Genomic DNA, 19,204 nt, shown 5'->3' on the forward strand with positions numbered 1-19,204 from the left:
GCAATTCAATCAGTTAAAAATTAAGAGTATAGATATTTTGTCTGCTTGCCGGATGTCGGGAACCTTGGTATAACGCCCTCGATGACAACTTATCCTGTCAAAAAGAACTTTTCTATTGATTATCAAAAGAATAAACTTCCCGAAAATCAAAAAGCGCTGCCTTTTGAGCAACGCTTCGTATATAAAGATATCAGTTAGGTTAATAAGCCGCCTTGATAAGAAAATTAAATTAATACAGTGAAGCTCTTGAAGATAGCTCCGATACGAACTGCGTCAAAGATACGAGCCTGAGTTCCGCCATGATTAAGTACAGATTGTTCATGGGAAGTTACACACATTTCACAACCGTTAAGTGCTGAAACAACCAGACTTAATAGTTCGAAAAACTCTTTGCCCAGCACAGGATTAACCATGATGCTCATTTTAATCCCGGCAGGAGCGTTGTTGTAAAACTCCTTGTCCATAAAATGTCTGAAACGATAGAACACGTTATTTGCATTCATCAAAGAAACACATGCAGTGACTTCTGCAATTTCTTTTTCGTCAGCACCTTCGGTTACAGCAAGCTCTTCGATTGCCGAAATCAAAGCTGTATTTTTTTCATTGATCGCAACAGAGAGAGCGATTAATAATGCCTCTTTGCGGTTGATGTTTTGTGATTTCAAAACATTACCAATGTTGATCTTCAAGTCCTTAAGGTAGCGGTGATCTAATGCCGCTAACTTGTTCATTAGCACGCTTTCAAATTCTGCGGGCAGATTGATTTCCTTATACAGAGAATCTTTCGTGTTCCCTGTTGCTGCAAATGGATACATTTTTAGTGAAATTGGAAGTGGGGAGAAATGAGGCGCTTACTTGCTTTTAGCTATCAGCGGTTAGCTTTTTAAAATGAGCCGGATTTAATGCCCGGCTCATTTCTTTATTTTAACTTATATCTTGAATTAAGCTAACGTAGCTTCTCCTTTTACCCAGTTGCAAGGGCAAAGTTCGTCAGTTTGCAAAGCGTCAAGTACACGAAGAACTTCATCAACGTTACGTCCAACTGAAAGGTCATTGATACATACCCAACGAATAATTCCTTGTGGATCAACAATGTATGTTGCGCGGTAAGCGATTTTTTCGTTTGCTTCAAGAATTCCTAATTCTTCTGCCAAAGATTTTGAAGTATCAGCAAGCATAGGGAATTGAAGATCACGAAGATCGTCATGGTTTTTTCTCCATGCCAAGTGAACGTTCTCGCTATCCGTCGAAGCACCGATCAGGATTGCGTCACGGTCCGCGAAATCAGAAGTTTTTTTGTTGAATTCAGCAATTTCAGTAGGACAAACAAAAGTAAAATCTTTTGGCCACCAGAACATTACCATCCATTTCTCTGCATTGATATGATCCTCAGACGTGATATCGTAAAATTCATTTCCTTTTTCAAGAGAAACGACTGAGATTTTTTTGAATTCAGGGAATTTAGATCCAACGGATACAATTGTATTTTTCATTGTTGTTATGATTTCTGTGGTTTGTATTATTTCTGGTTACAAAACTACGCACAACAGGAACCCAAGGCAAGAATTGGTGTGGTACTATTTAAGGTAATGCTTGAATTAAATAAATGAATTCATATTTTCTATTTAAAAATACAGATCTATAAATGGTATCTATAAGTATATAAATTTGTACTATATAATTAAACAAATAAATTAAGTAATAATACAAATCGAAGACGGTTACTGTGCCATCACACCCAAAACAGATTCCAAAGCCATTCCCCGTGAACCTTTAATGAGGATCAATGTTTCATGCTGGGGATTATCCATCACCCAGTTGTGCAGTGAAAATTTGTCTGGGAAATAGTATGCTTTTGGTAAGGCAGGCAATGCAGACTGCATCTGTTTTCCTGACAAAATCACGAGGTCAAATTTTGCGTCAGCAACCAGTTTTCCCAGAGCCAGATGTTCCTCTTCAGAAGCCTCGCCCAGCTCGAACATATCGCCAAGAATAACCATTTTATGTTTAGCTTCCATATTAGCAAAATTCTTAATCGCGGCGGCCATGGATGATGGATTGGCATTATAAGCATCCATAATCACGGTATTTGTTCCGCGCTTAACAATCTGAGAGCGGTTATTGTCCGGCTGATAATTTGCGACAGCTTCGTAACCGTCTTCGTCCGTTACCCCAAAATAATTCCCGACCGCCAGTGCAGCACAGATGTTATCAAAATTGTATTGTCCAGGGATATGCGTGGTAACAACTTTTCCTTTATTGCCCTCAAAAGAGACAACCGGACTTTCCTGTATTAACTTTGGATTCACAGGGCTGCTTGCGGTGCAGTAAAAGACGATTTCACCAAACGCCCTGCGCTTGCTCACCATCTCCATTACCGCCTCATTCTCTGCGTTGACAAATACAGTTCCTTTCTTTTTAGACAAATAATCCAGAAGTTCACCTTTGCCTTTGACAATACCCTTCACGCCACCGAACCCTTCCAAATGGGCCTTTCCAATATTGGTGATCAAGCCGTGCGTAGGCTGTGCGATACTGCTCAACAAAGCAATTTCTTCCTGATGGTTCGCTCCCATTTCCACGACAGCCATTTCATACTTCGAAGCATCTATTGAAAGCAATGTCAAAGGCACGCCGATATGATTATTTAAATTACCTTTTGTTGCATAAATTTTGTACTTCATAGACAAGACTTTTGCAATCAATTCCTTCGTCGTTGTTTTTCCGTTTGAGCCTGTTAGAGCAATAACAGGAAAGGTAAATGTCTTGCGATGATGGCGCGCAAGATCCTGAAGAGCGGTCAGTACGTCTTCAACCAATAAAAATTTACCATCAACTGCTACGTCCGGATTGTCGACAACGGCATAAGCTGCACCTTTTTTCAGGGCTTCTGCGGCGTATGTGTTGCCATCAAAAGTATCTCCTTTTAAAGCGAAAAATAGGCAGCCAGCTGTAATCTGACGTGTGTCGGTGCTGATGGTGTGGCCTTTGAGGTAAATATCGTAAAGCTGTTCCAGAGAGGTATGCATGGGAATTTTCAGACGGTAAAAAATCGGTTCATAAACTTTGCCCGTTTCGCTCAATCAAATGCTTTGTAATTTCGTTACGTTTACGGTAGCTGTGATCGCCCGAAGGGCTGACAAAATTAATAGATTATTATTCAACGATGCGTACGAAATTTACCTGCCTCTTATTCTTTATATTTTCGGTTATTCTGATTTCGCAGAGCCAGGCTCAAATGCCCTGGTTTAAAATGGATACCACCACGGTACTTTCTGCTAATGGAAAAAAGTTGATCAATCCCTGGGCTGGTGGTCTGAATGCTGCGCAGTATACCAAGATGGATCTGAACAATGATAATGTTGAAGATCTGATCGTTTTTGAAAGAACCAGCGGTACCATTTCCACATTTCTTGCAGGTGTCGATCCGGCAAATTCCCAAAAAAAAGTATGGATACATGCTCCGGCTTATCAATATCGTTTTCCAAAAATTGACAACTGGATGATCCTGGCCGATTATGATAATGACGGATTCAAGGATCTTTTCACGTTCACTCCGCTAGGAATCATGGTTTACAAGCAGGTACGGGATGGCGCAGTCTGGTCCTGGAAATTAGTGAAAGATGCGCTGTATACTGAAGGATTGTCTACCGTGGTAAATTTGCAGGTTTCCAGTCAGGATATACCAGGTATTGTTGATCTTGATAATGACGGCGATCTGGATGTGATAACCTTTGACTCCCAGGGTGTATACATAGAATTTCATCAGAATATGAGCATGGAGCGTTTTAATGTTCCGGATAGCTTAGTTTACAAAAGAAATGGAAATTGCTGGGGTAATTTTCATAAAGGCGATGGGGAGGATTTTGTGCTGGGCGAGGACTGCGGTGTCGTAAATATTTCGCCGAGACGTGTTATGCATGCCGGCAATTCTATTTTACTGCATGATTTTGATGGAGACGGGAAAAAAGACCTGATCATTGGACATGTAAGTAATGACCATATCTCTTTTCTGAAAAATACGGGCGGAAACCTCGTCGCTGATTTCACAAGTTTTACACATAATTACCCGACGGCAGACCCAATCTCATTTTATATCTTTCCATCTGCTTATTACGAGGACGTAGATTTTGATGGAGTAAAGGATTTGATCGCTGCGCCAAATGTGCCGAATAACGACGGTAATTTAATGAATTATCAATCTTCCAACTGGTTTTATCATAATTCGGGAACGAGTGATAATGCTAATTTCAACCTCGTTCAAAAGAATTTTCTTCAGGACCAAATGCTGGATGTTGGCGAAAATGCCGCGCCTTCGTTTTTCGATGTAGACGGCGATGGTGATTTAGATATGCTAGTAGGAGCAGGTGGTACAAGGGATGGAAACAATTTTCGCGGACGTTTTTGGCTGCTTCGGAACGTTGGGGATAAAGTCAATCCGGTTTTTGAAGTTGCTTCCGACAATTATCTGAACATCCCGGCGTCGCTGGATATGTATAATCTTAAACCTCAGTGGGCCGACTTTAATGGCGACGGAGTTCCGGATCTGGGTTTTTCCGGGACGACAATACGCGGTCTGGCATATTACTATATACCAAACAAGGCTGCGAATGGACAGGCAGTTCAACTAAACCCTGCTAATCTGGTCGCGATTGCTATGCCGGCACAGTCGCAACTAGCAGACTTTCCCCTTTTTTATGATGTGGACAATGACGGAGATTTGGATTTGCTGGTGGGAAAACCGCAGGGAAATGTTAATTATTTTAAAAATACAGGTACCAACAAACAGTTTGCCTTACAGCTTGAAACGGAAGCTTTTGCCGGAATTACTCCAAATTATGAAGGGAGAAACGTACAGTTGTCCGTTGCAGACATTGACCTTGATGGAAAGCAGGATATGGTAACGGTAGACTTTTCCGGAAAGTTGAGAATTTTTCATTCAGCAGATTTTGGGAAATGGTCGCAGCGGGAAAGTTTGCTGATCGACAATAATGGCACCGGTGCTGATCCTCTTTTTGGAGCGTATTTATATGCGGCCGTTGGAGATTATAATGGTGATGGGAAACCGGATATCGCCATTGGTAACGGAGCGGGCGGTTTGCGGCTGCTTAAAAATAAACTCGATGTCACGATAACGCCTGTTGAGCCGCCAATTGAGCCAAGCGTAAAAGTATATCCAAATCCGGCAAGAGATTTTGTAAAAGTGCTCTCTGCTCAAAATGCGAATGTCACAGTGTTTTCTGTCAATGGAACAATGATTCAGCAAAATATTTCGATCAGAGCGAACCAGGAAAAAGAGATTTCCACTTTAAACTGGCCATCTGGATTGTACGTGCTTGAATTCGATACGGGTGCGGCAAGAGTTGTCAGAAAGATCGTTATTCAATAGCAGGAATAGCTGGCGATCTATTTTGAGTTGAATTAATTCTAAAAAATACTCAAAAATTATAAATATCCCAATTGCCAAGTAAATACTTAGGCTCAGATACTTACCATACTGCAACCGCGGAATTATGTAAAATTTAATTCGAAAAACCGTATTTCGAGCAGTACGGTACAGGATGCGCTATTTCGACATGGATAGCAAATTACGTGTTAAATGAATGGTACAGTTGGACTTACACATTCACTGGCCAAAAAAACATTAAAATCCTGTACCTCATGCAAGCACTTCTTGGTGTAATTTTTCATTTTATTGGCGGCTTTGCTTCCGGCAGTTTTTATATTCCATACAAAAAAGTAAAAGGTTGGGCCTGGGAAACGTACTGGATTGTTGGCGGGTTGTTTTCCTGGCTAATCGTTCCTCCGCTTGCCGCATATCTTACCATTCCGGGTTATATGGACATCATCGCACATACCGATGGCGGCATTTTATTTCTTACTTATTTCTTTGGTGTACTTTGGGGAATCGGCGGTTTGACCTATGGTCTCGGCGTTCGTTATCTGGGTGTGTCGCTTGGTAGTTCGATCATTCTCGGACTTTGCTCTGTTTTTGGCGCTTTGATTCCTTCCGTTTATTATTTATTTGAACCAACGCCTGGAAAAGATTCTATTAAAGATCTGATTACCAGTGATTGGGGGCAAATGGTTTTACTAGGTTTGCTTGTCTGCGTGATTGGTATTATAATTTGCGGTAAAGCTGGTGCAATGAAAGACAACGATTTGAAAAGAAGCGGCGTTGTTTCTGATAGTAATACAGAATTCAAAATTGGTTTAGGGTTAACCGTTTCTATTATTTCGGGGATTTTGAGTGCCTGTTTTGCGTTTGGGATCGATGCAGGAAAAGTTATGGCAGACGAGGCAAACGAGATTTGGCAGGCAGCAAATCCTGGTCAGGGTAATTTCCTTTTTCAAAATAATGTGACCTATGTTATTATTCTGTTAGGTGGTTTGACTACGAATTTTATCTGGTGTATGCTGCTGAATGTGCGTAATAAAACATTCAGTAACTATACCGATCAAAGTACACCGCTGTTATCAAATTATATTTTTTCAGCTATCGCCGGCACAACCTGGTTTTTGCAATTTTTCTTCTACGGAATGGGGGAAAGTAAATTAGGTAACGGTCCGAGTTCCTGGATTTTGCATATGGCATTTATCATTTTGATCGCTAATACCTGGGGATTGGTATTGAAAGAATGGAATGGTGTTACCAAGAAAACGCTGAATACAATCATAATCGGCATTCTGGTTATCGTTTTATCGGTATTGATCGTCGGCTACGGAAATTACCTGCACGAATGATTATCATTTAATTATCCAGATCAAATTTCGATCCGGCAGTAAGCTTTTAATACATCGAAACAAAAATTCAAAAAACTACAGAAGAAGATAGAACAAGCCAGGAAAGTGCCTTCGGGTATGACCTGGCTTTTTTACAAGCTTTCAGGTATAATTCTAATAATCGTGGCTTATGTAAACGAACCAAATGTTGAATCGCTATGAGGATAAAATATGAAAAATATTTCAGTCTGTTTTGTTTGACGCAGGTATTGATTCTTGGAGTATCTGTCTGTTTTGCTCAGAAAAAAGCAAGGCCGACAAGTTTTGAAAAGCATGTTGTTACAACCGATTTTATAGCCGAAGGAGCTGCAATCGGTGATGTAAATAAAGACGGCAAAAAAGATATTCTCTCAGGCGCTTATTGGTTTGAGGCTCCGGGCTGGACAAAACATGAAATTATGCCGCCGAAAACATTTTCATGGAAAGACGGTTACAGCGATTCTTTTCTAGATTTTAGTGCAGATGTAAACCAGGACGGCTGGGTTGATTTGATCCGTATCGACATTGCCGCAAAACCTGCAGTTTGGTATGAAAATCCAAAAGGAAAATCCGGACATTGGATTGCCCGCCAGATATATCCGTCTATCGGAAATGAATCTCCTATGTTTGTTGATATAGACGGAGATGGCCGCCTTGATTTGTTGGCTAATGATCCTGAAAGTAAACAAGTGATTTGGCTAAGTCAGCCCCGCAAAAAAGGAGATTTTGAGTGGGAGAAAAATATTATTAGCAGCGATCCGGAACTTGCTACGCATATGTATACGCATGGCATGGGATATGGCGATATTAACGGAGACGGGAAACCGGACGTGCTTGTTAAAAATGGTTGGTGGGAAGGAACCGGTAATCCTAAAACAAGAAACTGGAAATTTCACCCGGCAAATCTGAGCCAGGATTGCGCGCAAATGTATGTCTATGATGTTAATAAGGATGGTTTAAATGATGTATTAAGCTCTTCCGCACATAACTATGGCGTTTGGTGGCATGAACAGGGAAAAGATGAGCAGGGAAATACGACCTGGACTGAGCATGAAATCGGCAGGGAGTTTTCACAGTCACACAGTTTGGGATTTAAAGATGTGAACGGTGATGGTATTCCGGACCTTGTCACGGGTAAGCGATGGTATGCCCATAATGGTGGTGACCCTGGTGCTCAGGATGCGTCTCTGACATATTGGTATGAGTTAAAACCTGGAAAAAATCCCACATGGACTGCTCATCAGATTGACACCGAAGCGGGATCTGGACTTCACGTTGAAATTGAGGATATGAATAAAGATGGCTTACCGGACATCGTCGTTGGAAATAAAAAGGGTGTTCATTATTTTGAGAACCGAAGTACAAAATAATTTAAATTGTCGCCAGTTACACACTTTCAATTCCATATTCATGAAATTCGGTATCAATACCTATCTGTTTTCCTCTCCATTTACAAACGAGAGCATTCGTTTTTTTCCAAAGTTTAAGGAATGGGGTTTTGATTTTGTAGAAATAGCCATCGAAGATCCAGCAAACATTGATCCTGGTGTGATCAGAAATGCTTTGGATGAAAACGGACTGGAATGCCGATCCGTTTGTGCTGCAACAGGACCAGGACGCGACCTCCGGGGAAACAGAAAAGAGCAGGTCGTCTCTATGGAATATATAAAGAAACTGATTGATATCGCACCGATCCTGGGAAGTTCACTCGTCGCAGGACCGATTTATTCCGCTGTTGGAAGAGCCGAACTGGTATCTGAGGAAGAGCACCATAAACAGTGGCTTACTGTTGTGAAACATCTGAAGACTCTTTGCATTGATGCAGAAAAGCAGAATGTAAGATTGGCAATCGAGCCGTTGAACCGCTACGAAACGGATTTTATCAATACTTGCGATCAGGCCCTAAATCTGCTCAGAGATGTAGACAGCGAATCACTCTATATACATCTTGACGCTTTTCACATGAATCTGGAAGAGAAAGATCCTGCTTTGGCAATTCTGAAAGCAGGCAAAAAACTTGCTTTACTTCATGCATCCGGCAGTGATCGCGGTACTCCAGGCGGTGATCAGATCAATTGGGAGCGAATCTTTGTGGCGCTTGACAAAATAGATTACCAAGGAGACATTGTTATCGAATCTTTTACCCCAGACGTAAAAATAATCGCAAAGGCTGCTTCAATCTGGCGTAAAATCGAACCATCAAAAGAATCCATCGCCATCGACGGGTTGAAATTTCTTAAATCTTTAAACTTATAATTTTCACCATCTGAGACATATATGATCACCTAAGATTATTCTGTAATTCTCAAATTATCTAATATGTCTCAGATGGCATAAGAAAGAAAAAGTTTATTAAAATTTCTCGCGGTTAGAAAGTAGCAAAATCTTCTGTTTCACCATAGAAACGTTAAGCGCCTAGAATTTTTAAAAAATTTAAGAAAATGTTTGCACAGGAATTTTTTCTGTTACAACTTTGCCTATCGAAATAGTAGATTTATAAAGAACGAAGGGAGAGGTTAGGCTCAATGATCTTCTGGCAACCTATGACTTATAAGGTGCCCCAACCTAATTCTAATGATAAATCTTTAGAATCCACTGAAAAAAATGTACTGAGTGTCGCCTGTTAAGGTGTCTTTGTCGTTGTTCACGAGAAAGACTTGCAATAAGTGAATTTTTTGTTTTACGGTCTAGTTAGATTGTAGATAATATATACTAATAATTTAAGTTAAATCTTACATATATGAAAATCAATCGTTTATTATTCATCCTGGTAGTAATGGCCTTGTGTTCTTCATTATCAATTAAATCTCAGGCACAAAACAAGCAGATTAAGGAAGGGGGCTGGCGGGGAGAGTTTAAGGTGGGTGAGTTGGATGTGCCGTTTAATTTTGAGGTTAAAAAGAAGCAAGGCAACGAACTGGTTGTAACGGCCATCAACGGTGATCGCCGGGATGATTTCAACGCAAAATTTATTGCCCCGGATTCTCTCCTGATTACGCTTAATACGTTCGAGGCAGGACTTTTCGCCAAAATCGAAAATGACGGAAGTTTAAGCGGCGCACACAAAAGCCTGGTTCCGGGCGCGGGTAGAGTGATTCCTTTCACTGCGAAGCCCGGACAATCTTACCGTTTCGTAGAACCGGGAAAAGAAGTGAAACCAACTGCCGACATTACCGGAAAATGGCTGGTCAAAATTAAAGGAGACAAGCCGACGGCTGATCGCGTTGCAGTTTTCGAACAAAAAGGAAATAAGTTGAACGGTATCATTCTTTCAATTACAGGCGATAGTCGTGAGTTGCAGGGGAATGTTCAGGGTGATGAATTTGTACTTTCCGGATTTACAGGGTCTGGTCCTTCTTATGTGAAAGGGAAAATTATTGATGGAAAAACAATTGAAGGAGCGATAGGAGCTGGTGCAACGCCTACGAAATTCAGTGGTACCAGAGACGACAACGCAGCACTTGCCGATGCTTATGCCCTGACGTTCCTGAAACCGGGTTATGAAAAACTGGATTTTACATTCCCGGATTTGAACGGAAATCAGGTTTCTCTTAGTGACGAAAAATACAAAGGCAAAGTCGTGATCATTGAATTACTTGGTACCTGGTGCCCGAACTGTATTGATCAGGTTCAGTTTATGGCGCCATGGTACAAAGAAAACAAACACCTTGGCGTGGAAGCGATCGGTTTGGCCTTTGAAGCGAAAGATGATCTTGAATTCGCTAAAAAGACGCTGACGAAATTGAAAAACCGCTACGATATCCAGTATGATTTGCTTTTCGCTGGTAAGGCAGACAAAGAAGTGGTTGCGCAAAAATTGGTAGCACTGAAAGAATTTCTCGCATTTCCAACCACAATTATTGTTGGCCGCGATGGCAAAGTGAAAGAGATCCATACCGGATTTTCCGGAAAAGGAACGGGTCAGTTTTATGACGATTATGTAAAAAAATGGAATGCTGATCTTGCCAAATTAATTGCTGAACCGCTTCCTTAATAGAGAATACTCAAGTTAATCTTCAAACTAAAAACCTTACTATGGAAATTTACTGTGATAGCGCTGCGACGACAGCCATCGATCCTGAGGTGATTGAAACAATATTGCCTTTCCTGACAACAAACTTTGGTAATCCTTCATCCAGCCATTGGGCTGGGCGAAAAGTGAAAGAAGCGGTCGATGCTTCACGCCAGAAAATCGCAAAATTGCTGAATGTAATGCCCCAGGAAATATTTTTTGTTTCCGGCGCAACGGAGGGGAATAATCTTGCTTTGTCAGAATCGATCAGAGAATATGGTTTGCGTCACGCGATCACAAGTAAAATTGAACATAAGGCTGTTCTTGAGCCACTTCTAAAACATGAACGTGAAGGCGATATCGAGATCAGTTATGTGAAACTGGACAAGAAAGGCAACGTTGATCTTGAACATCTGGAAAGATTGCTGGCAGCCAATCCGCAATCGCTGGTCAGTTTGATGCATGGAAATAATGAGATCGGGAATCTTACTGATATTCAGGCGATAAGCCGGCTGGCCAAAAAATATAACGCTGCTTTCCATACAGATACTACGCAGACGATCGGGAAAGTTCAACTGAATCTGGCTGAATACCCAGTCGACTTTTTAGTAGGATCGGCGCATAAATTTCACGGACCAAAAGGTGTGGGATTTATTTATATCAACAAAAGGCATAAGCTAAAGCCAAGAATCCTGGGTGGGGGACAAGAAGACGGACAACGCGGCGGAACTGAAAATGTGATTGGAATCGTAGGTTTGGCAAAAGCTCTGGAAATTGCATACCGCGATTTTGACCTGATCCATGAGCATACATTGACCTTGAAAAGACGTCTTATTGCCCAGCTGGAAAACAGCGAAATCGGGAATATTACTTACAATGGCGAGAGCGCCTCGGAGCATAAAAGTTTAAGCGCAATTTTAAATGTATCTTTTCCTTGTCTTCATATAGGGAGTATTGTAAACAATCTTGACCAGTTGGGTATAGCCGTGTCGGGCGGAAGCGCGTGTTCTAATCTGGGTAACGGCGGATCGCATGTGATCAGATCGATAAATCACGAAGCTGAGAAAGAAAATGTACGTTTTTCTTTCAGTAAATTTAATACCGCTGAGGAGGTTGACCATATCGTAGAAACGATTGTGAAAATTTATAATGCTGATTCAACGCCTTCCGAATCAGGTGTTTTGCAGCAATCTTTCACCTGGATTCATTAATTCTTCGCTGAGTATAACGATTTTCTCTCGCTTCTAGTCAAATACCGTTCACGCGCAGAACTTTCAAATGTTTTGTAAAAAACCAAGATAGACTATATTTGTATATTAAATCTATCTTTTTAATAGGATAATAAATTGAATAACAATTCACCTTACAGTTAGTACCAAGTAGTATGAAAAAAAATCTAGTTTATTTATTCCTGATGATCTTTTTCGGGCAAATAAGTACTGTCTTCGCTCAGAACATCACAGTAACCGGGAGAGTTACATCGCAAGCTGACAGGGAGGCTTTACCGGGCGTTTCAATTTTAGTAAAAGGAACATCCCGTGGGACAACAACAAATGCAGAAGGAACTTATAGCTTGGAATCGGAAGCCGGAGCGACGCTTATTTTCTCTTTCATTGGATTGAAAACGACAGAAGTTATTGTGCCGGCAAGCGGAAAGCTGGACGTTGCTCTTGAAAGTGACAATACGATTTTACAGGAAGTGGTCGTGACAGCCTTGGGTATTGCCAAAGAGAAAAAATCGCTGGGTTATGCGGTGCAGGAATTAAAGACAAAAGATTTGGCGGAGGCTCGAGAAGGCAATTTGGTGAATGCATTGGCGGGCAAAATCGCCGGTGTAAATATTACAAGCAGCCAGGGCGGGATGGGCTCTTCAAGAATTGTAATACGCGGAGAAACTTCAATTGCAGGAAATAATCAGCCTTTATTTGTAGTAGACGGAATTCCTGTCGATAACTCACAACTGGGCGCTGGAGCAAACGGATCACGCGATTTCGCCAATGCCATTGCCGATATAAATCCGGATAATATTGAATCGATCAGTGTTTTAAAAGGTCCGAATGCAGCTGCATTGTATGGTTCACGCGCTTCAAATGGCGTTATTCTGATTAAAACAAAATCTGGGAAATCGACCCAGAAAGGGTTGGGGGTAACGCTGAATATTGGTTATACACTTGACAAACTGCTTGTTTTGCCAGAATATCAAAATGTTTTTGGACAAGGCACAGGTGGACAATTTTCTTATAAAGACGGAAAAGGAGGAGGAATTAATGACGCTACTGATGAAAGCTGGGGGCCGAGGATGGACGGTCGTCTGATTCCGCAGTTTTTTTCAAACGGAGAGGCAGTTCCTTTTGTTGCCCATCCTGATAACGTGAAAAATTTCTTTGAAACAGGTCATACCAGAACGACAGGCGTTGCGGTTTCAGGATCAAATGAAAAACTGGATTATCGTTTTTCATTCAATAACAGCAAGCAAACAGGTGTTATTCCGAACACAGATATTTCTAAAAATTCATTCGGCGCCAATACCACATATCGAATCAATGATAAACTTACTTTGTCGACAAGCGCGAATTTTGTTCGTACAGGTTCCGACAACTTACCGGGAACATCAGGGCGTGGAAGCAGTGTGATGCTTCAATTTTTATGGTTCGGGCGTCAGGTCGACACGGAATTGCTGAAAGATTATAACAAAGGTGGATTTGACTATAACTGGAACCACAGCTATTACAGTAATCCATATTTGCTTCAATATGAAAATACAGTGGAGCAGCGCCGTGACAGATTCTTTGGTAATGTAAACCTGAATTACAAAATCACAGACTGGCTGACCGCAACGGTTCGTACTGGAAATGATTACTACACGGATAGGCGTAAATTTAAAGTTGCATACGGAACAAACGGAACGCCGTTCGGATCGTATACGGAAGATGGTTACGCTGTAAATGAGAACAATACAGACTTTAACTTCAATTTACACAAGGCAATCGGAGCTGATTTTGAAGTGGATTGGTTGGTTGGAGGAAGCTTTCGGTACAATTTTAGCGAACAAAACTATCAGCAGGCGCCTAAACTGGCTGTTAGCAATTTATATACTTTGAATAACTCGCGCGATCCGTTGGTTTCATACAATGTCTTGCGTAAACAAAAAGTTTACAGTGGATTTTCATCGGCTCAGATCGGTTTCAGAAACTATGCTTTCCTTAACCTTACAGCCAGAAACGACTGGTCGTCGACGCTTCCGGCGGGAAATAATTCCTATTTTTATCCGTCGGTTAATGCGAGTTTGGTACTTACCGATGCATTTAATATCAAAAGCAATGTATTGACATTTGCCAAGATCCGCGGTGGATGGGCGGAAGTTGGAAAGGATACTGACCCGTATCAGTTGATCAATACCTATCCATTTAATCAGCCTTTCGGAAGTAGCCCGTTGCTGACGGTTTCTGACGTACTTTTAAATTCAAATCTGAAACCGGAAATTACCCGCTCGACAGAAGTAGGTTTGGATCTTGCCTTGTTTAAAAACAGAGCCAGACTTGATTTTAGTTACTACAATACGGACAGTTACAACCAGATTTTGAAGGCGGATGTAAGCCCGACAACAGGCTACAAACAAAAACTTTTGAACGCAGGTCACATCAACAACCGCGGTTTTGAAGCGATGTTGAATATCAAACCGATTGAAGCCGAGTCTGGTTTCAAATGGGATGTGGGAATTAATTTTTCTAAAAACGTAAGTAAAGTAATTTCGCTGGATGACGAAGGATTTCTGAATGACTACAAACTTGGATCAAACGGCTCCGCAGCTGTTTATGCAAGCAAAGGGCTTGGTTACGGAGCGATCTTTGGAACGGCCTACACAAGAGACGCGACTGGAAATATCGTGATCGGTGCTAATGGTCTGCCAGTTCGCGATGCTAACTTGAAGGTTTTAGGACATTATACTCCAAAATGGTTAGGTGGTATCACCAACTCATTCTCGTTCAAAGGATTTAATCTGAGTGTTTTAATCGACACGAAACAAGGCGGCTCAATTTATTCTGCTACAAATGCAACCGGAAAATATACCGGCGTTTTAGTTCAGACGCTTGAAGGACGTGATGCAGCGCACGGGGGTCTGACTTACTACTATCCGGGAAATAATAAATCGGGAGCGGCAGTTCAATTAGGTACGGGCGGCAGTGCGCCGGCGGGTGAAGTTGTATACGACGATGGAATAATTGCAAAAGGTGTTACTGCCGACGGAAAACCAAATTCCACAATTGTTTCTGCGGAGCGTTATTATAAAGGTGTTTACAGCAACAGTGCAGGTATCAATGAAGCCAGTGTTTTAGATGCTTCATTCATCAAATTGAGAGAAGTAAAACTGAGTTATGTATTTCCGCAGAGCTGGGTTGGAAAATACAGTTTGCAAAATGTAGTGCTTTCGGTTTACGGCCGTAACCTGGCATTCTTGCAGAAAAAAGCGGATAATATTGATCCGGAAACTGCATTTAATACTGGAAACACAGGCCAGGGCTTGGAATCACTTCAGTTGCCGACAACCAGTTCTTACGGTTTTAACTTGTCAATTGGATTTTAATTGTTGGCCTCAGGCGACGCAGTTCCACTTTTAATTACAGAAATAATGAAATATAAAAATATAATTTTCAGAAGCGTTTTCACTTTGGCTCTTACAGCATTACTGGGCGCTTGCCAGGATGATCTTGAAGAAGTGAATAATAATCCAAATGAAGCGATCGTTGCCCAGCCTGAATATTTGCTGGCAAATGCGATCAAATCCAATGCCGATATTATTTTAGGATCAGACGCGTCGATGGAAACTACGACTTTGTATGTTCAGCATTGGGCGAAAATCCAGTATACAGATCCTGATAAATACACGGCCAGCGTAACCAATATTCAGAACGTCTGGACAAATTTTTACTCCCTTGGTCTTACTGATTTTGACAAGGTTATCAAGCTGGGCGAGGAATCAGGAAATGTGAATTATCAAGCCGTTGGTTTGATTTTGAAATCCTGGTCTTTCCAAATGCTTACAGATTTGTATGGAGATATTCCGTACAGTCAGGCAGTGAAAATTGACCAGTATTTAACGCCAAAATACGATGCTCAAAAAGATGTTTATCTCGGTTTGCTGAACGATCTGAAAAAGGCAGGTGATTTGATTAATACGAGTGGGAGCCCAATCAGCGGCGATTTGGTATACAACGGAAATCTTACGAAATGGAAGAAATTTGCCAATTCACTACGCTTGCGTATCGCGCTTCGTATCGCAGATAAAGATCCTGCCACTGCGAAATCGGTCGTGGCAGAATTGGCGGCAAATCCAAGTTTACTTATTGCAGGTAATGATGAAATTGCCCAGCTGATTTATTTAAGCTCGCCGAATCAAAATCCTGTGTCAAGAGACCGGGAAACACGTGATGATTACCGTGTCAGCAAGTCGGTTGTTGATAAATTATTGGAATTAAAAGATCCTCGCCTGCCCATTTTTGCAAATAAAACAGTTGACGCTACGCCAAATAATTATGTCGGCGTAACGAACGGCTTGCTGGCAGATTCAGCGGCGAAACTCGGCTTTACAAAAACTTCCAAGCTTGGCGATTATTTCACTGCGCCAACGTCGCCCGCAGTATTTTTAAGTTATTCAGAAGTACTTTTCAACCTGGCGGAAGCGGCGCAACGCGGATTTATTTCAGATGACGCAGCAGCCTTATATAAAAATGCAGTTACAGCGTCTTTGCAGCAGTTTAAAGTAAGTTCGGGTGATATCACAGCCTATCTTGCGCAGCCCATCGTTGCTTATAACGCAGCCAACTACAAAAAATCGATTGGTGAGCAAAAATGGATCGCATTATTCAGTCAGGGTTTGGAAGCGTATACTGAATGGAGACGATTGGATTATCCACAGCTAAAACCAGCTTATGCAGGTGTTTTGAACGGAAAATTCCCGTTGCGGTTAACATATCCAACCGGCGAACAGGCGTTGAACAGCGCAAGTTATAAAGCAGCAGTTGCGAGTCAGGGAGAAGACAAGCTGACAACAAAATTGTGGTTTGATGCCCAGTAGTCAGGGAAATAAGCTAAATAATCCACACTGAAATGTTCTCTGCCGAAAGCCGCACTTTCGGTGGAGAACATTTTTTTTTTAAAGAATGAAGATTGTTTTGGGTACGATACCAGATTTATTTACGTTATTAATATATAAAACTTGTAGACTATATAGGATAATTAAAAAGAGTTTGTAAATTTGAGTATTCCAATGAGGATAAAATTTATTAACGAATACTTGAATCATCAATGACTATAAACTTCACAATCAATGAAAAACACGTATCAAATAAAAATTGCTTACCGTAATAATTTAAGTCTTCACAAAATCACTTCGCTGATTGAATCTGTTAAAGGTGTTAAAATCAAACATTTGAATCTGATGAGCAAAGGAAAAGACTTCGTTGGGGTTCTTGCTGTTGAAGTTTCACACCTAATCGAGCTTGATTCTGTTGTAAGATTAATTCAGTCCAACCGCGAAGTTTCTGCTGTTGAAAAAGTTTATCCAAACCCGTTTGCTGCCTCGACAGAAATGTGGTGTACTCCCTGAGTTTCTTCCCATCCAAGTCTGACTATAATATTTTGACAGCCACCTTATAGTTTGATCTTCCATTTTCTGTTTGAGTACCAAAACGTTTTAATGAATTAATATTAATTCAGTTCTCTGAGCATTTAATTCAATAAGTTTTTTATTTTATGTAGTCAACTACATATATTTGTACATAAAATAAAAAATGATGATTGATATGCCTCAAATCGAACCTGTGGGAAATCTTTATTCCCAGCAAATTGTCGACTTAATTATCCCTATTCAGCAGATCGAGTTTGGTGTTCCGATCACTCTTGAAGACCAGCCGGATTTAATGGATATTGAAAATAATTATCAGGCGACGGGAGGAAACTTCTGGGCCGCCTTACAGGATGGAAAGGTAGTTGGCACTATCGCACTGATTTCTATTGGAGATGGAAAAGGAGTGATCCGTAAAATGTTTGTAAGTAAAGATTTTCGTGGTAAGGAATTCGGAATCGCCCAAAAACTACTTATAGGCCTGATTGATTTTTGTAAAAAAAATGGCATTACCGATCTCTATCTGGGTACGGTTGATATCCTGAAAGCAGCGATTCGCTTTTATGAAAAAAACGGCTTCCTTTCGCTAGAAAAGAAAGATCTGCCGTCATCATTTCCGATTATGTCAGCGGATAATGTCTTTTATCATCTTGAAATAAAATAGTATGAACAGTATAGACCAATCCGGAATTTTGGCAATCTCCACACGTTTACAAAGAATTAGTGACAGATTACGAAAAGACGGCTTACAGATTTATAAGGAAAACGGAATCGATTTCGAACCGAAGTGGTTTCCGGTAATTTATACTTTAAAAGATAAACCGTGTCTTAGTATTGGAGAAATTGCTGCTGAAATTGGTTATGCACATCCTTCCACAATCAGTTTGTTAAAAGAACTGGAAAGGGAAAAGCTGATCTTTTCGACAAAGGATAAAAAAGATGATCGCAAAAGGCTGATTCAGCTGACCCCAAAAGCAGAAGAATTAATCAAGCAGATGCAACCGGTTTGGGAAATTATGATCGATGCCATGACGGAACTCACTGATACTAAAAACAACATTATGCTCGCGATTAATGAGGTGGAAGCATCGTTTAAAAAGAAGAGTTTTTTAGAAAGAGCGTTGACTATTATGGAAAATAAGAAATCGGATTTGATAACGGAAAATCCTGACAAGGTAGAAGTTGAAAAAATTACAAATCCGGAAGATTTAAAAACTGCATTCGCAATCCGCCGACAGGTTTTTGTTGTTGGGCAAAATGTAAGCGCAACGGCCGAAGAAGATGGAAATGACGAAGCCACTCATTTTCTTGCAAAAGTTAACGACCTACCCGCTGGTACTGCGCGATGGCGAAAAACGAAAGACGGCTATAAGCTGGAACGTTTCGCCGTATTGCACACCTATCGTGGAAGCGGAGTGGGAGGTGCATTGGTTCAAGCGTTGCTTTCTGATTTGCCAAAAGGTTCAAGAACCTATCTACATGCCCAAATCAGGGCGGCTAAATTTTATGAAAAAAACGGCTTTTCTCAATTTGGAGAGACGTTTGTAGAAGAAAATATTGAACATATAAAAATGGAGCAGTATATTTAAATGAACTGAAAAGTATACTGAGCCAATTTCAGTATTTTTCTGAAAAACATACAGCATTCGTTTTCTAAATTGATGTTGTCATTTGCATAATATCTTCTCGGCTTTGTCTTTTTGTATATCAACCCTGAAAAAATCTCATAAAATAGTTGAAATACTTGTAACTGTTCTGGTTGCCGATATCCTTAGATATTTGTTAATGATGAATGAAACGTATAT

Annotated in this window: 14 protein-coding genes and 1 riboswitch; of the genes, 11 read left to right on the forward strand and 3 right to left on the reverse strand. The window is 40.8% G+C overall.

Going from position 1 to position 19,204, the window contains the following annotated elements; all coding sequences use genetic code 11:
- Window positions 1-224: 224 nt before the first annotated feature.
- From BMY70_RS05110 to BMY70_RS05120, 3 genes are all read right to left on the reverse strand, one after another.
- Window positions 225-815, reverse strand: a complete 591-nt coding sequence (locus BMY70_RS05110) for a carboxymuconolactone decarboxylase family protein (protein ID WP_090332924.1) — start codon at window positions 813-815, stop codon at window positions 225-227.
- 126 nt (window positions 816-941) lie between these two features.
- A complete protein-coding gene (locus BMY70_RS05115) occupies window positions 942-1,493 on the reverse strand; it encodes a peroxiredoxin (protein ID WP_090332927.1) in 552 nt (183 codons plus the stop codon).
- Between the two features lie 228 nt (window positions 1,494-1,721).
- Window positions 1,722-3,029 carry a UDP-N-acetylmuramoyl-tripeptide--D-alanyl-D-alanine ligase gene (locus BMY70_RS05120; protein WP_090334714.1) on the reverse strand — a complete coding sequence of 436 codons (1,308 nt, stop codon included), beginning with the start codon at window positions 3,027-3,029 and terminating at the stop codon, window positions 1,722-1,724.
- A 137-nt stretch (window positions 3,030-3,166) separates the two neighbouring features.
- On the opposite strand from BMY70_RS05120, the gene BMY70_RS05125 reads away from it, so the two are divergent.
- From BMY70_RS05125 to BMY70_RS31525, 11 genes are all read left to right on the forward strand, one after another.
- A complete protein-coding gene (locus BMY70_RS05125; RefSeq protein ID WP_090332930.1) occupies window positions 3,167-5,389 on the forward strand; it encodes a T9SS type A sorting domain-containing protein in 2,223 nt (740 codons plus the stop codon).
- A 272-nt stretch (window positions 5,390-5,661) separates the two neighbouring features.
- Window positions 5,662-6,744, forward strand: a complete 1,083-nt coding sequence (gene rhaT / locus BMY70_RS05130; protein WP_090332932.1) for an L-rhamnose/proton symporter RhaT — start codon at window positions 5,662-5,664, stop codon at window positions 6,742-6,744.
- A gap of 197 nt (window positions 6,745-6,941) precedes the next feature.
- Window positions 6,942-8,132 (forward strand): FG-GAP repeat domain-containing protein, encoded by a 1,191-nt coding sequence (locus BMY70_RS05135; protein ID WP_090332936.1) that lies wholly within the window; start codon window positions 6,942-6,944, stop codon window positions 8,130-8,132.
- 40 nt (window positions 8,133-8,172) lie between these two features.
- Window positions 8,173-9,018: a sugar phosphate isomerase/epimerase family protein gene (locus BMY70_RS05140; protein ID WP_090332940.1), complete on the forward strand. Its 846-nt coding sequence runs from the start codon at window positions 8,173-8,175 to the stop codon at window positions 9,016-9,018.
- 235 nt (window positions 9,019-9,253) lie between these two features.
- Window positions 9,254-9,346: riboswitch (SAM riboswitch) on the forward strand.
- A gap of 156 nt (window positions 9,347-9,502) precedes the next feature.
- Window positions 9,503-10,756 (forward strand): peroxiredoxin family protein, encoded by a 1,254-nt coding sequence (locus BMY70_RS05145; RefSeq protein WP_090332943.1) that lies wholly within the window; start codon window positions 9,503-9,505, stop codon window positions 10,754-10,756.
- A 41-nt stretch (window positions 10,757-10,797) separates the two neighbouring features.
- Entirely contained in the window at window positions 10,798-11,985 is a 1,188-nt protein-coding gene (locus BMY70_RS05150; RefSeq protein ID WP_090332946.1) for a cysteine desulfurase family protein, read from the forward strand.
- A gap of 173 nt (window positions 11,986-12,158) precedes the next feature.
- The gene (locus BMY70_RS05155) at window positions 12,159-15,359 is read left to right on the forward strand and encodes a SusC/RagA family TonB-linked outer membrane protein (protein WP_090332948.1); all 3,201 of its coding nucleotides are present in this window, start codon (window positions 12,159-12,161) and stop codon (window positions 15,357-15,359) included.
- Window positions 15,360-15,404: 45 nt separating this feature from the next.
- Entirely contained in the window at window positions 15,405-16,850 is a 1,446-nt protein-coding gene (locus BMY70_RS05160) for a SusD/RagB family nutrient-binding outer membrane lipoprotein (protein WP_090334727.1), read from the forward strand.
- Window positions 16,851-17,102: 252 nt separating this feature from the next.
- Entirely contained in the window at window positions 17,103-17,381 is a 279-nt protein-coding gene (locus tag BMY70_RS05165) for a hypothetical protein (protein ID WP_090332951.1), read from the forward strand.
- Window positions 17,382-17,577: 196 nt separating this feature from the next.
- Window positions 17,578-18,063 (forward strand): GNAT family N-acetyltransferase, encoded by a 486-nt coding sequence (locus tag BMY70_RS05170; RefSeq protein WP_090334730.1) that lies wholly within the window; start codon window positions 17,578-17,580, stop codon window positions 18,061-18,063.
- A gap of 1 nt (window position 18,064) precedes the next feature.
- Entirely contained in the window at window positions 18,065-18,988 is a 924-nt protein-coding gene (locus BMY70_RS31525) for a GNAT family N-acetyltransferase (protein ID WP_310590631.1), read from the forward strand.
- Window positions 18,989-19,204 lie beyond the last annotated feature (216 nt).

Source organism: Dyadobacter koreensis (genome assembly GCF_900108855.1).
In the GTDB taxonomy this organism is placed as follows: domain Bacteria; phylum Bacteroidota; class Bacteroidia; order Cytophagales; family Spirosomataceae; genus Dyadobacter; species Dyadobacter koreensis.